The sequence below is a fragment of the Streptomyces ardesiacus genome (genome assembly GCF_003112575.1).
Taxonomy (GTDB): Bacteria; Actinomycetota; Actinomycetes; order Streptomycetales; family Streptomycetaceae; genus Streptomyces; species Streptomyces ardesiacus.
This window is the reverse complement of sequence record NZ_BEWC01000002.1, coordinates 385672-399709: the sequence shown is the minus strand read 5'-3', so window position 1 is coordinate 399709 and position 14038 is coordinate 385672. Positions and strand designations below refer to the sequence as shown.

Here is a 14038-nt window from a genome sequence, read left to right as displayed (position 1 = left end):
CGGGTGAAGGTGCTGAGGAGGAGGGTGGGGACGTGCGGGGACGCGGGTGGGGTCAGCCGGCGAACCAGCGGACGGGCGCGGGCGCGAGGTTCTGGTAGACGTGCTTGGTCTCGCGGTACTCGGCCAGGCCGGCGGGGCCGAGTTCGCGGCCGACGCCGCTCTTGCCGAAGCCGCCCCACTCCGCCTGCGGGAGGTAGGGGTGGAAGTCGTTGATCCACACGGTGCCGTGCCGCAGCCGGCCCGCGACCCGGCGGGCCCGTCCCGCGTCGGCGGTCCAGACGGCACCGGCCAGACCGTACTCGGTGTCGTTGGCGAGGGCTACGGCCTCGTCCTCGGTGCGGAAGGTCTCGACGGTGAGGACCGGCCCGAAGACCTCCTCCCGCACCACCCGCATCCCGCGGTGACAGTGGTCGAGGACGGTCGGCTCGTAGAAGTAGCCGGACTCCGGACGCTCGGGCGAGGGATCGGGACGCCTGCCGCCGCAGCGGAGTTCGGCGCCCTCGGCGAGCGCGGAGGCGACGTAGTCCTCGGTCCGGGCGCGCTGCTGCTCGGAGACGAGCGGGCCGCACTCGACGCCCTCCTCGGTGCCGCGGCCGAGGCGGATCTTCCGGGCGCGGCGGGCGAGTTCGGCGACGAAGCGTTCGCGGACCGACTCCTCGACGATGAGGCGGCCGCCGGCGGAGCAGACCTGGCCGCTGTGGATGAAGGCGGCGTTGAGGGCCTGGTCGACGGCGGTGTCGAAGCCCGCCTCGGTCTCGCAGGCGTCGGCGAAGACGACGTTGGGGTTCTTGCCGCCGAGTTCGAGGGCGACCTTCTTGACGGTGACGGCGGCGGCCTGCGCGACCTTGGTGCCGCTGACCAGGCCGCCGGTGAAGGAGACCAGGTCGACGTCGGGGTGTTCGGCGAGGCGGGCGCCGACGGTGTGGCCGGGACCGGTGACGATGTTGGCGACGCCGGTGGGCAGGCCGGCCTCGACGAGCAGGCCGATCAGGGCGACGGTGGTCATCGGGGTGATCTCGCTGGGCTTGACCACGAAGGTGTTGCCGGCGGCGAGGGCCGGGGCGATCTTCCAACTGGCCTGGAGCAGCGGGTAGTTCCAGGGCGTGATCATCGCGCAGACGCCGACGGGTTCGTGCACGACGACGCTGTGGACGTCGGGCGAGCCCGCGTCTACGACCCGGCCCGGGGCCTCGCCGGCGACGAGGTCGGCGAAGTAGCGGAAGGCGTCGGCGACGCAGTCGATGTCGACGCGCCCCTCCTCGACGGTCTTGCCCGCGTCGCGGCTCTCCAGCTGGCCCAGCTTCTCGCGGTCGCGTACGAGCAGGCCGGCGACGCGGCGCAGCAGGGCGGCGCGTTCGGCGACCGGGGTGCGCGGCCAGTCGCCCGTGTCGAAGGCGCGGCGGGCGGCGGCCACCGCGAGGTCGGTGTCCTTCTCGTCGCCCTCCGCGACCACGGCGAACGGCAGGGCGTCCGCGGGGTCGAGGATCTCGCGCGTGGCGCCGGAGGACGCCGCGAGCCACTCGCCTCCCGCGTGAATGGTCCGGTGCGCCTGCTCCGCAGGGCTGTGCGTGCTGTTCGCCATGGTCGGTGTTGCCTTCCGTTCCTGTCCGGTCCCCCTGTGTCACCCGCGTGTCACTCTCGGGGACCGTGAGCCCCTGCCCCGCTGCCCCGTTTGCATGCCGGATCGGGGGCCGAACGTGCGGCGTGTCACGAAGGAAAGGGGCGACAGGGACATACGGGGGTGCGGGAACGGGCACGGGCCCCGTCCCGGCGTGAACCGGAACGGGGCCCGTGCGGGCGTCGGGGGCGGCTCAGATGAGGCCGAGACCGCGGACCGCCTCGCGCTCCTCCGACAGCTCCTTGACGGAGGCGTCGATGCGGGCGCGGGAGAACTCGTTGATGTCCAGGCCCTGGACGATCTCGTAGGCGCCGTCCTTCGTGGTGACCGGGAAGGAGGAGATGATGCCCTCGGGGACGCCGTAGGAGCCGTCCGACGGGATGCCCATGGAGGTCCAGTCGCCCTCGGCGGTGCCGTTGACCCAGGTGTACACGTGGTCGACGGCCGCGTTGGCGGCGGAGGCGGCCGAGGAGGCGCCGCGGGCCTCGATGATGGCGGCGCCGCGCTTGGCGACGGTCGGGATGAACTCGTCGGCCAGCCACTTCTCGTCGTTGACGACCTCGGCGGCGTTCTTGCCGGCGACGGTGGCGTGGAAGATGTCCGGGTACTGGGTGGCGGAGTGGTTGCCCCAGATGGTCAGACGCTTGATGTCGGCGACCGTCGAGCCCGTCTTCTTCGCGAGCTGGGTCAGCGCGCGGTTGTGGTCCAGGCGGGTCATGGCGGTGAAGCGCTCGGCCGGTACGTCCGGGGCCGCGGCCTGGGCGATCAGGGCGTTGGTGTTGGCGGGGTTGCCGACGACGAGGACCTTGATGTCGTCCGCGGCGTGGTCGTTGATGGCCTTGCCCTGCGGCTTGAAGATGCCGCCGTTGGCCTCGAGGAGGTCACCGCGCTCCATGCCCTTGGTGCGGGGGCGGGCGCCGACGAGGAGGGCGACGTTGGAGCCGTCGAAGGCGACGTTCGGGTCGTCGGTGATCTCGATGCCCTGCAGGAGCGGGAACGCGCAGTCGTCCAGCTCCATCGCGGTGCCCTCGGCGGCCTTGAGCGCCGGAGTGATCTCCAGGAGGCGCAGCTTGACCGGCACGTCCGCGCCGAGCAGCTGGCCGGAGGCGATGCGGAAGAGCAGGGCGTAACCGATCTGGCCGGCCGCGCCGGTGACGGTGACGTTCACGGGAGTGCGAGTCATGGCGTTCTCCGTAGGACAGGCTGGCGGTGGGGCGTCCCGGCCCCGGGCGTCTGATCGATCTCTTGGTATCAAGAGATCGATCCAGCGGTCAGGCTATCGCGCCCGTGCTGTCCGGCACGTCCGGGTCGGTGTGGCCCGGCCCACAGGACACCCTCGAACGGGTGCGGGCAGACGGAAAGGAGCGCGCGCCCACGCGAGGGAGTGCGGGCCCATGAAAAAGGGGCGGCCGCCTGTCCGGGAGAGGGGGGACGAAGGCGACCGCCGCTCGGGGATACCGTTGCCGGACTCCCGTGGGGGTACTACTCGCGTGCCCGGGACGCAGCGGGCCATGCCTGCCGGCGGCGAACTTTCTCGGTCCGCCTCCCACGCACCCCCGCGTGCCCTCGCCGCACCCCCTTGCGCCCTTGTGCCCCTACGTCACTTCGTGCAGCCCTGGGTGCCCGATGCCAGCGTCGCGCACGCGGTGGCGTCGGCCGCGGAGTCCACGGCGACCATGGCGGTGTACGCCGCGGTGGTCCCGGCGGTGCCGATCGTCGCCCGCTGCTCGTTCGCACCGCCCGCGTTCACCTGGACCTCGTCGCCCTGTGCGGCCTGGGTGACACGGGCCCAGGCGGCGCCGCAGACCTTGCTGTAGCGGACCTCGACGGCCGCCGTGCCGACGACGGTGGTCGCGCCGGTGGTCACCAGCTCGCCGCCGCAGCCCATGGCCTCCGGGTCCTTGCCGGTGCAGGCGTCGCCGCTGCACTTCACGCCCGGCGGCAGCTCGGCCTCGCTGGTCACGGTGGGCGACGGGGAGGGCTTGGCTCCCTCGTCCGCCTTGTCGTCGCCGCCGTTCAGGAGGAAGAAGGCGCCCGCCGCCACGACGAGCACGCCGACGACGCCCGCGGCCAGCGCCGCCATCCGCTTGGTGCCGCCGCCCGGGGACCGGCCGGACGAACGGGGGCGGTCGTCGTGCGGAGGCTCGCCGTAGGCGCCCGCGGGGGCGGCGACCGGGCCGAGCACGCTCGTCTCGTCGGGCCCGGCCGGTCTCACCGCGGCTCCGGTGCCGGTCCGGGCGCGGCCCGCGCGGTCACCGGTCGGCGCGGGCCCCCGGTATCCGGCGAGCCCCCAGGAGTTGCCCTCGGTCGCTCCGCCGGGGGACGGGGCGGAGGAGGTGTCGGGGGCCCGGTCCCGGAGGGCGCCGAGTACGGAGTCGGGGCTGTCGGCGGCGGTCGGCTGGGCCGGGACCGTCGGCGGCAGGGTGGGCGACACACCGGCCGGCCCGGCGACCCCGGGGGTGGCCGGGGATCCGCCGCCGTGGCGGCCGGAGCGGCTCCCCCGGTGGCTCCTGGTGCCGCTGCGGTCCCCGGTGCCCGAGGTGGCCGCGGGCGTGCCCAGCTCACCGAGCGCGGCGCGCGCCTGGGAGATCCGGATGGCCTCCATGGTCATGTCGTGGCGCATCTCCGAGCGGCTCCAGGCGCGCTCGGCCAGCTCCCACATGGTGGTCAGGTGAACCGGGTTGGTCCGCGTCACCTCGGCCAGCGCCACGATGGCACCCTTGGGCGCCAGCAGGCGGCCGTTCAGGTAGCGCTCCCAGGACGTCTTGCTGTAGCCCGTGGCGTCGGCCACCGACGCCACGCTCAGCTCGCTGCGGTCCACGAGCCGGCGCAACTGGCTGGTGAACTCCCTGATCTGCGGATCGAGTTCATCCGGCAAGGCCTTCCAACGAGGCACTGCTTCCCCCTCTTCCCCCGGTGACGTGCTGGTCGTTCCCCCGCTGGTCTCCGCGCTCGGCGTCCGGTGCGCGGTACCCGGTTCTGGCTACCCACAGGGATGCGCCCGGTCAGGATCTCAGTTCCCGGGGTGGGGGCGCACAGGTGCACAGAGGCCGTGGGCGTGCACACTCGCACGCCCGCCGACCCGTGGTCCAGTGTCCCACCGGCGCGGCCCCGCCCCGTACGGAACCCCCGGGAAAGGCACCGCGTGACGGAGTAGCGGAACGGTCACTTCCGTGCCACAGCGCCCTGACAGGCGTTGAACAGGGCGTTCCCCGTGCAGGAGGGTTGGTCGCGGCGACGGCCCGTCCTTCCACGGGGGTGGGGACGGGCCGTCGTACCGGGAGGGCGTCCCGCTAGCTGACCGTGAAGTGCAGGGTGTCCTTGAGGAACGGGATCTCCAGCACCGGCTTCGGCTGGGCCATCAGCGCCAGCAGGACGATGGAGAGGCCGAGGACGCCGTAGGTCGTGATGTCCGTGAAGCGCGAACGCACGGCGAGCATCCCGACGTCGGGCACCACCCAGCGCAGAGCGGCTCCCGCCAGCAGCGCGGCGCCGACCAGCAGCGTCCCCCAGCGGAAGACGTCCAGGGCGGTCAGCAGCAGGCCGAGTCCGACCAGCAGCACCACCGCGAGCACCGGCCACTGCCGGGCGGGTGCCGGGGCGTCGCGGGCCGCGGCCCGGCCACCGCCCTCGGGGCGCGCGGTGTCCCGGGTGAAGAGCGGGAAACGGCGCGTGACGCGTCGCGGCCGCCCCTTGGCGTCGGGCGCGCTGACGGGGTCACGGACGGTGAGGCCGTCCGGTTCACCGTCGCCCGCCGAGGGCTTCGAGGGCTCCGAGGGCTGTGATGTCTTCGAGGGCTTCGACGTCTTCGATGCCTTCGATGCCTTCGACGCCTTCGGGGTGCCGGCCTTGCCGGAGACGTCCGAGGCGTCCGGGACTGCCGGAGCGTCCGGGGCTGCCGAGGTCGCCGAGGCGCGTGCAGGACGCGCTTCCTCCCTGGTTCCCGCGTCGCCCGACCGCTCGGGGGAGTTGGTGTCCTCAGCCGGCACTGCGCTCCGCCGCCTCCACCACGTTGACCAGGAGCTGGGCCCGCGTCATGGGGCCGACGCCGCCGGGGTTCGGGGAGATCCACGCGGCCACCTCGGCCACGCCGGGGTGGACGTCGCCCATGATCTTGCCCTCGGCGTTGCGGGAGACGCCGACGTCGAGGACGGCCGCGCCCGGCTTGACGTCCTCGGGGCGGACCAGGTGCGGGGAGCCGGCCGCGGCGATGACGATGTCGGCGCGCTTGAGGTGGGCGGCCAGGTCCCGGGTGCCGGTGTGGCACTGGGTCACGGTGGCGTTCTCGCTGCGCCGGGTGAGCAGCAGCGGCATCGGGCGGCCGATGGTGACGCCGCGGCCGACGACCACGACCTCGGCGCCCTTGATCTCGACGCCGTAGCGGCGCAGGAGGGTGAGGATGCCGTTGGGGGTGCAGGGCAGCGGGGCCGGCTCGTTCAGGACCAGGCGGCCCAGGTTCATCGGGTGCAGGCCGTCCGCGTCCTTGTCCGGGTCCATCAGTTCGAGGATGCGGTTCTCGTCGATGCCGCGGGGCAGCGGCAACTGGACGATGTACCCGGTGCAGGCGGGGTCCTCGTTCAGCTCGCGGACGACCGCCTCGATCTCCTCCTGCGTCGCCGTGGCCGGCAGTTCGCGCTGGATGGAGGCGATGCCGACCTGGGCGCAGTCGCGGTGCTTGCCGGCGACGTACTTCTGGCTGCCCGGGTCGTCGCCGACCAGGACGGTGCCGAGACCGGGTGTGACACCCCTCTCCTTCAGCGCCGCCACGCGGGCGGTCAGTTCGGACTTGATCGCGGCTGCGGTGGCCTTGCCATCGAGAATCTGGGCGGTCATGCCCCCATCCTCGCGGATGACCGGCCCCCGGTTCCAATCAGGTCGGTGTGCGGGCACCGCGCGGGAGGCTTTCGGACGCCGTCGGACACGTCCGCCCCTGTCCGCTCGTGATCGGCGGTGTTGCACTTGCACAACGCATTGCGGACGGGCTGGACAAGTAAGAGTTCGGTCAAGAACGATTGGGCAGCACAGTGCCGCGGGGCCGTACCGGGGGGACGAACCGCTTACGAAGAATCTTCCTCCGAGTCGCGCCACGCGTCGTCCCCGCACTTGACAGCGACGGAGGAAGACCCGCCATGAGTTTCGGCGACCCGAACAACCCCTACGGCCCGCCGCAGGGCGGCCAGCAGCCGAACTACGGCTACCCGCAGCAGCAGCCCCAGGGCCAGCCCGGATACGGCTACCCGCAGGCTCCCCCGGTGTCGGCCGGTTACGGCCACCCGGCCGCCCCGACCTCGATGCCCGGCACGGTCAGCGCGGCCCGCGTCATGCTGTGGGTGATCTTCGGCCTCCAGCTCGTCGGCGTGGTCCTGTTCGCCCTCAGCGCCGCGAGCGTGGACGCCGCGAAGAACGACGACCAGCTCAAGGACGACGCCGCCTTCCAGCAGTTGGCCGACTACTCGTCCGGCATGCTCTGGGGCCTCGTGGCCTTCGCGCTGGTGTGGGGTGTGATCGCGCTAGTGATGGCGATCAAGGTCGGCAGCGGCGGCAACGGCGTCCGCATAGCCACCATGATCTTCGCCATCATCACCGCGATCCTCGGCCTGTACCCGTTCATCGTGGTGGGCCTGGTCCACACGGTGCTCGCCATCCTGGTCGCCGTGTTCGTCGGCAACGCGAACGGAGCGGCCTGGTACAAGCGTCCCCGCTACTGAGGTCCGGGCGCCGGGCACCGGCGACTGAACACTTCACGCCAATCACCGCGCAGGGCCGTGTCTCACCCGTACGAGGGGGGCACGGCCCTGTCGCGTCGCCCTAGTCTGGCCCGGGTAGCCGTCAGGCACGGGGAGACGCACCTTGTACAGCATCATCGTGGTACCTCCGCCGACCACGGAGGACGCCGGCACCAGTACCCAGTTCCGGCTCGCGCCCGGCGAACGGCTCGTCTTCGGACGGTCCGTGCCCGAGGGCGGGCTGCTGATCGGGCACGACGGGGTGTCGCGCAGAGCCGGTGAGATCACGGCGCAGGGCACCTTCTGGACCGTGAGCAACCTCTCCGCCCACCAGACCTACGTGGTGGAGAACCCCGAGGGCGCGGGCGAGCACATCAAGGTGGCGCCGGGCCGCCTGGACGCGCCGGTGCCGTTCGAGTTCTCGCGGATCGTGCTGCCCGCCGCCGGCGACCTGCTGCCGGTCGAGGTGTGGGCGCCGCGCCACGACTACCTGCGCGGCGAGGACGGCACCGACGGCGAGCCGACCGCCCCGGCCTTCTCCGTCGACCGCACCAAGCGGTACTTCGCGGTGCTGGCCGCGCTGTGCGAGCCGCGGCTGCGGGGGGAACCGCACGCACCGCTGCCGACCGTGGACCAGGTCGTCGAGCGGCTCCGCCCCGTCTGGCCGGCCGCCTCGCGCACGTCGGTGCAGTGGAACATCGACTACCTAGCCGTGAAGCTCCGGCTGAAGCCCGGCCCGGAGACCGCCGAGCCGGGTCCCCGGCTGAACGGCAAGAAGGAGTCGCTGGTCTCGCTGGCGCTCCGCTTCGACCTGGTCCGCGAGGACGATCTGGTGGTCCTCGCGCCACCGTCCGGCCGGGCACCGCGATGACCGAGCCGTACGCCGTTCCGGTGCCCAGGGGGTACCGGGTGGGCGCCTGGGAGGTACGCGAGCCGATCGCGACCGGCGCCTTCGGCAGCGTGTACGCGGCCCGCCGCGTGCTCCCCGGCCCGGGTGCCCCGGACGACACGGGCCGCACCGCGGCCGACGCGGAACACGACGGCGGCCGCCCGGACGGCACGAGGCGCACGAACACCGGCACCGGCACCCGCACTGACACCGGGACCGGCACCGGGACCGGCACCGGCCTCACCGCCGCGGATGCCCCCGACCCCGCGGACCGCGCCCTCCGTCCCGCCGAGGACACCCCCGGCGGCGTCGCCCCCGGCGCGGGCCCGCCGGGCGAGGTCGCGCTGAAGTTCCTGCCCACCGGTACCGGCACCCCGCGGCAGCTCTCCCACCTGCGGGACCTGGTCGAGCGTGAGGTCGAGCTGCTGCGCAGGCTGCGACGGCCCCGGCTGATCCGGATGTACGAGACCCTCACCGTTGACGATCCCGGCCGGCCCCGGCTCGACGGCGCCACCGTGCTCGTCCTGGAGCGGGCCGAGGGTTCGCTGTCCGCCCTGCTCTCCGCCACGCCCCGCCCGCGGTCCGGGCCCGTGCTGCTCGCGCAGATCTGCGAGGGCCTGCACCAGTTGCACCACGCCGGCTGGGTCCACGGCGACCTGAAACCGGCCAACGTCCTGCTGATGAAGGACGGTTCGGTACGGCTCGCCGACTTCAACATGGCCGCCGAACTGGAGGGCACCCACGCCTACACGCCCGCCTTCTCCACCCCCGACTACACACCGCCCGAGCTGCTGTGGTCCGAGATCGGCGAACGGGGCCGGCGGATCCGCCCCTCCGCCGACGTGTGGGCCTTCGGTGTCCTGGCCCACCTGGTGCTGACCGGGTCCTTCCCGCTGCCCGGCGGCACCCCGACGGCCCGCCGCGACGCCGCCGTCGCGTACTCCCGCGGCTCCCACGAGCTGCGCCTGTCCCCCGAACTGCCCTCGCCGTGGCGGGAGATCGTACGGGCCTGCCTGACCCGTACGCACGCCGACCGGATCGGCACCGACGCCCTGCTGCGCCGGGTGGCGGACGCGACGGGGAGCGCGGGCGGTCCGGCGAGGCCGTCGCTCCGGACCCGCGCCCGGCCGCGGCTCGTGGCCGCCGCTGTCACGGGACTCCTCGCCCTCGCCGCGCTCGGCCACGGCGTCGCCCGCTGGGCCGGCGAGGGCCGGGACCCCGTGGCGCGCCCCGGCGGCACCGCGAGCGCCGTCGCCGCCGCCTCCTACGGCGCGGCCGAGCTGCGCACCGACCGGGACGTGCCGCCCGCGTACCGCCTGCTGATCGTGGAGACGGCGCACGACTGCGGGCACGCGGAGGTCAGCCCGGCCCTGATCGCGGCCATGCTGAAGGTCGAGAGCGACTTCGACCCGGACCTCGCCGACCCGGCCAGGGACGAGTACGGCATCGCCCGCTGGACCCCGAGCGTGCTGCGCTGGTGGATGAACGCGGACGGGACACCGGGCGAGACCGTGCCCCAGCCGCCGTTCCCGCCCGCCGAGTCCGTCCCGGCGATGGGCCGTTACCTGTGCTGGATCACGCCCCGCCTCGACGCCGGACTGCGGGGCGACCGCAGGGTGCTGGTCGCCGTCGCGTACCGGACGTCGTACAAGAAGGTGAACGACGCGGGCGGGGTTCCCCCGAAGTACCGCGACTACGCCGACCGCGTCGCTCACCGACTCCAGGAGTACACGCCCCGGGGCGGGACGTGACCCTGAGAGTTCCGAGGTACCGGGCGGCGGGCGTCCGGGGGCACGGTGTGAGCACACCGCCTCGGCGGTGCGACCGGTACGACACCGACCATCACGGGGGAACCACGATGAACCTCGTCAAGCCCGCAGCTCTCCTCCTCGCGGCCACCGCGCTGGCCGCCGGCTCCACGGTCGCGGCCACGGCGGCCGACAGCCCGGACGGCACCCGCGTCACCAGCCTCCAGCAGAAGGCGGGCCAGGTGCTGGCCGACGCCCCGAAGCCCCTGCGCGTGACCGCCGACGCGGTCGAGTACGAGGGCCTGACCGTGACGAACGCGCCCGTGACCAAGGGCGCCCAGGACCTGGCCTGCGGCTACGGCCACCTCTGCATGCTCGTCAACGGCACGAAGTTCGACTTCTACAAGTGCCAGACGTGGAACCTGACCAACTGGACGGGCAACGGCCCGTTCACCAACAACCAGACGCCGGGCACCGTCGCCAAGTTCTTCAACAAGGACGGCAGCGTCCGCTGGACGTCGACCGCCTACGAGGCGGGCACCGCGTCCTGGGACCCGATCTGGTCGCTGCGCCCCTGCTGATCCGCCCACCGAGCCGGCGAAACGGCGGCCCCGGTGCCCTCCGCCACGGAGGGCACCGGGGCCGTCCGGCGTCCGCCGCGTCCGTCAGTGGAAGAAGTGCCGCGTCCCCGTGAAGTACATGGTGACGCCGGCCTTGCGCGCGGCCTCGACGACCAGCTCGTCGCGGACCGAACCGCCGGGCTGGACCACGGCCTTCACGCCGGCGCCGGTGAGGATCTCCAGGCCGTCCGGGAAGGGGAAGAAGGCGTCGGAGGCGGCGTACGCCCCCTGCGCGCGCTCGGCGCCGGCCCGCTCCACCGCGAGCTTCGCGGAGTCGACCCGGTTGACCTGGCCCATGCCGACGCCGACGGACGCGCCGTCCTTGGCCAGCAGGATCGCGTTGGACTTGACCGCCCGGCACGCCTTCCAGGCGAAGGCCAGCTCGGCCAGCTCCGCCTCGGACAGGGCCTCGCCGGTGGCGAGGGTCCAGGTGGCGGGGTCGTCGCCGTCGGCCTGGAGACGGTCGGTGACCTGGAGGAGGGCGCCGCCGTCGATGGGCTTGACCTCGACCGGGGCGGCGGGTGCCTCGGGGGCGCGCAGCACGCGGATGTTCTTCTTCTTGGTGAGGGCTTCGAGGGCGCCGTCCTCGTAGTCCGGCGCGACGACGACCTCGGTGAAGATCTCGGCGACCTGCTCGGCCATCTCCTTGGAGACCGGGCGGTTGACCGCGATGACGCCGCCGAACGCGGAGAGCGGGTCGCAGGCGTGCGCCTTGCGGTGCGCCTCGGCGACGTCCGCGCCCACCGCGATGCCGCACGGGTTGGCGTGCTTGATGATCGCGACGCAGGGCTCGGCGTGGTCGTACGCGGCACGGCGGGCGGCGTCCGTGTCCGTGTAGTTGTTGTACGACATCTCCTTGCCGTGCAACTGCTCGGCCTGCGCGAGGCCGCCGCCGTCGGGGGAGGTGTAGAGCGCGGCCGGCTGGTGCGGGTTCTCGCCGTAGCGCAGGGTGTGGGCGCGCTCGTACGTCGCTCCCAGGAAGTCGGGGAACCGCGACTCGTCGACCGGGGCGTAGTCGGAGGCGAACCAGGAGGCGACGGCCACGTCGTAGGCGGCGGTGTGCTGGAAGGCCTCGGCGGCCAGCCGCTTGCGGGCGGCGAGGTCGAAGCCGCCGTCCTTGACCGCGGAGAGCACGTCGGCGTACCGGGCGGGGCTGGTGACGACGGCGACGGAGGGGTGGTTCTTGGCGGCGGCGCGCACCATGGAGGGGCCGCCGATGTCGATCTGCTCGACGCACTCGTCGGCGGTGGCGCCCGAGGCGACGGTCTCGCGGAACGGGTAGAGGTTGACCACGACCAGGTCGAACGGGGCCACGCCCAGCTCGTCGAGCTGCTGCCGGTGACTGTCCAGGCGCAGGTCGGCGAGGATGCCGGCGTGCACCTTGGGGTGCAGCGTCTTGACCCGGCCGTCCAGGCACTCGGGGAAGCCGGTCAGCTCCTCGACCTTGGTGACGGGGACGCCGGCGGCGGCGATGCGCCCGGCGGTGGATCCGGTGGAGACGAGTTCGACGCCCGCCTCGTGCAGCCCGCGGGCGAGGTCCTCGAGCCCGGTCTTGTCGTAGACGCTGACGAGCGCGCGGCGGATGGCCCGCTTGGTGCTCCCGGCGGTGGCGGTGGCGGTCACTGGATAACTACCTTTCGTCCCTCAATGCGATAGCCGTTGCGGGCGAGCCGCCCCACGACATCGACGAGCAGCCTTCGCTCGACTTCCTTGATGCGCTCGTGCAGAGCGGCACCTTCGTCTTCGTAGTCCTCGTCCCGGACCTCCACCACGCCCTGCGCGATGATCGGCCCGGTGTCGACGCCGTCGTCGACGAAGTGGACGGTGCAGCCGGTGACCCTGGCGCCGTAGGCGAGCGCGTCCCGCACGCCGTGGGCCCCCGGGAAACTGGGGAGCAGCGCGGGGTGGGTGTTGACGAACCGCCCGCCGAACCGCGCGAGGAACTCCTTCCCCACGATCTTCATGAACCCGGCCGAGACGACGAGGTCCGGTTCGTGGGCGGCGACGGCCTCGGTGAGCGCCGCGTCCCACTCCTCGCGGGTCCCGTACTCCTTGACCTTGCGGACGAAGGTCGGCACCCCGGCACGCTCGGCGCGGGCGAGCCCCTCGATGCCGTCGCGGTCGGCGCCGACGGCCACGATCTCGGCCCCGTAGGCCTCGGCGCCGGCGGCGGCGATCTCGTCGAGGAGCGCCTGGAGGTTGGTGCCGGATCCGGAGACCAGCACGACGAGGCGCTTGGCTCGCCGGTCCACGGGCTTGGCGGCCACGGTGGGGGCCTTTCTCGGGAAGCGATCTCTTTGTACGGTCGTACGAATGCTTCGCGTCCCTGGATACGGGGAAGTCTACGAAGCGGCCGACCGTCAGCAACGATACCGGCACACCGGACGGCCCCCTCGGGACGGGGGCGTGACCGGGAGGTAGCGTCTGCGTGGAGCCGGAGCGGGAACGCCGCCCGCGCGTCACACGTTCACCAGACGTACCGACCGGTTCGCGTACTCCACGAGTCCGCCCGTTCCACCAGCCGCCCGTCCATCGTCGCCAAGGGGAAGACGCTCACTTGATGCCGGACCGCAGCCTGCGACTGCTCACCCTCCCCCAGCAGTCGGCGCAGCCAGGGGAGCGCAGCACCGTGTTGCTGCGGGAGCGCCCCTCGTCACCGCCCGACTCCTCCCCGGACCGGGGCAGCGGCGGCGGGCGGGACGGCGCCACCGACCAGGACAACCCCTTCGCCCCGCCCCCGGAGGGCACCCCGGACCGCCCCTGGCAGCCGCGGCACCCGTCGGGCGACGACGACTCCCGGGGCGACGGCGAGCGCTCCCCCTGGGGCGGGCGGTGGAGCGACCGGCAGCCCGGCCGGTCCTCCGGCGGCTTCGGCGAGCGGCCCGGCGGTTCGGGCGGCCCCGAGGGACCGGGCGGCGGCCCCGGCCCGCGCTGGGACCCGACGGACCCCGCCCAGCGGCGTGCCCGCTACGCCCTGCTGAGCGGTATGTGGGCCCTCTTCTTCGCCCTCTTCACCTGGCCGTACGTGGCCCTGCTGCTCGGCGCCCTGGCCCTGTACTGGGGCATCAGCGCGCTGCGGGCCAAGCCCCGCACGTCCTCCGACCCGGACACCCCGGCCCCGCCCCCCGAGCAGACCGCCCGCCCGCAGCGCACCGCCGCGATCAGCGGCCTGGTCACCGCGTCCCTGGCCATCCTCCTGGTCGCCGCGTCGTTCGGCGCCCAGCTGGTCTACAGCGACTACTACACCTGCCGCGAGGACGCCCTGACCCACGCGGCGGACAAGTCCTGCGAGCGCCACCTGCCGGAACAACTCCGGGACCTGCTCGGCTCCAACTAGCCCGTCCGGCGGGTGAGGACGAGGCGCGTGCAGGGCCGGAAGCGGGGGCCGGGGGCGGCAGCCCCGGGGACGGGAAAGGGGAGGGGTGGCGGGGGCGACG

General features: G+C 73.4%; 12 protein-coding genes. 5 read left to right on the top strand and 7 right to left on the bottom strand.

All coding sequences use genetic code 11. The annotated features are described in order from the left end of the window. Positions 1-52 precede the first annotated feature (52 nt). The 5 genes from Sdi02f_RS08835 to Sdi02f_RS08815 all read right to left on the bottom strand — a co-directional run bounded on the left by Sdi02f_RS08835 (position 53) and on the right by Sdi02f_RS08815 (position 6451). Entirely contained in the window at positions 53-1582 is a 1530-nt protein-coding gene (locus Sdi02f_RS08835) for an aldehyde dehydrogenase family protein (protein WP_031086936.1), read from the bottom strand. A gap of 229 nt (positions 1583-1811) precedes the next feature. Then, the gene (locus Sdi02f_RS08830) at positions 1812-2801 is read right to left on the bottom strand and encodes a malate dehydrogenase (protein ID WP_031086938.1); all 990 of its coding nucleotides are present in this window, start codon (positions 2799-2801) and stop codon (positions 1812-1814) included. Positions 2802-3218: 417 nt separating this feature from the next. Beyond that, positions 3219-4496 (bottom strand): helix-turn-helix domain-containing protein, encoded by a 1278-nt coding sequence (locus Sdi02f_RS08825; RefSeq protein ID WP_031185312.1) that lies wholly within the window; start codon positions 4494-4496, stop codon positions 3219-3221. 415 nt (positions 4497-4911) lie between these two features. Then, positions 4912-5607 carry a DUF3017 domain-containing protein gene (locus Sdi02f_RS08820; protein WP_031185311.1) on the bottom strand — a complete coding sequence of 232 codons (696 nt, stop codon included), beginning with the start codon at positions 5605-5607 and terminating at the stop codon, positions 4912-4914. Beyond that, the gene (locus Sdi02f_RS08815) at positions 5597-6451 is read right to left on the bottom strand and encodes a bifunctional methylenetetrahydrofolate dehydrogenase/methenyltetrahydrofolate cyclohydrolase (RefSeq protein WP_003974148.1); all 855 of its coding nucleotides are present in this window, start codon (positions 6449-6451) and stop codon (positions 5597-5599) included. Before Sdi02f_RS08815 ends, Sdi02f_RS08820 begins: the two co-directional genes overlap by 11 nt. A 296-nt stretch (positions 6452-6747) precedes the next feature. On the opposite strand from Sdi02f_RS08815, the gene Sdi02f_RS08805 reads away from it, so the two are divergent. The 4 genes from Sdi02f_RS08805 (at position 6748) to Sdi02f_RS08790 (ending at position 10562) form a co-directional block, all read left to right on the top strand. Next, complete coding sequence (locus Sdi02f_RS08805; RefSeq protein ID WP_030400315.1) at positions 6748-7326, top strand: membrane protein; 579 nt, start codon at positions 6748-6750, stop codon at positions 7324-7326. 142 nt (positions 7327-7468) lie between these two features. After that, the gene (locus Sdi02f_RS08800; protein WP_030400314.1) at positions 7469-8215 is read left to right on the top strand and encodes an FHA domain-containing protein; all 747 of its coding nucleotides are present in this window, start codon (positions 7469-7471) and stop codon (positions 8213-8215) included. Beyond that, positions 8212-9984, top strand: coding sequence for a serine/threonine protein kinase (locus tag Sdi02f_RS08795; protein ID WP_108933048.1), 1773 nt, complete (start codon positions 8212-8214; stop codon positions 9982-9984). Before Sdi02f_RS08800 ends, Sdi02f_RS08795 begins: the two co-directional genes overlap by 4 nt. A gap of 107 nt (positions 9985-10091) precedes the next feature. Continuing rightward, complete coding sequence (locus tag Sdi02f_RS08790) at positions 10092-10562, top strand: hypothetical protein (RefSeq protein WP_030400312.1); 471 nt, start codon at positions 10092-10094, stop codon at positions 10560-10562. Positions 10563-10646: 84 nt separating this feature from the next. Here the strand turns inward: Sdi02f_RS08790 and purH are convergent, their stop codons facing one another. Further along, positions 10647-12224, bottom strand: coding sequence for a bifunctional phosphoribosylaminoimidazolecarboxamide formyltransferase/IMP cyclohydrolase (gene purH, locus Sdi02f_RS08785; RefSeq protein ID WP_030400311.1), 1578 nt, complete (start codon positions 12222-12224; stop codon positions 10647-10649). Beyond that, a complete protein-coding gene (purN, locus tag Sdi02f_RS08780) occupies positions 12221-12868 on the bottom strand; it encodes a phosphoribosylglycinamide formyltransferase (protein ID WP_030400310.1) in 648 nt (215 codons plus the stop codon). The genes purH and purN overlap by 4 nt, the downstream gene beginning before the upstream one ends. Positions 12869-13161: 293 nt before the next feature. Here purN and Sdi02f_RS08775 point away from each other — a divergent pair, with 293 nt between their 5' ends. Then, complete coding sequence (locus Sdi02f_RS08775; protein WP_030400309.1) at positions 13162-13938, top strand: hypothetical protein; 777 nt, start codon at positions 13162-13164, stop codon at positions 13936-13938. Positions 13939-14038: the final 100 nt, after the last annotated feature.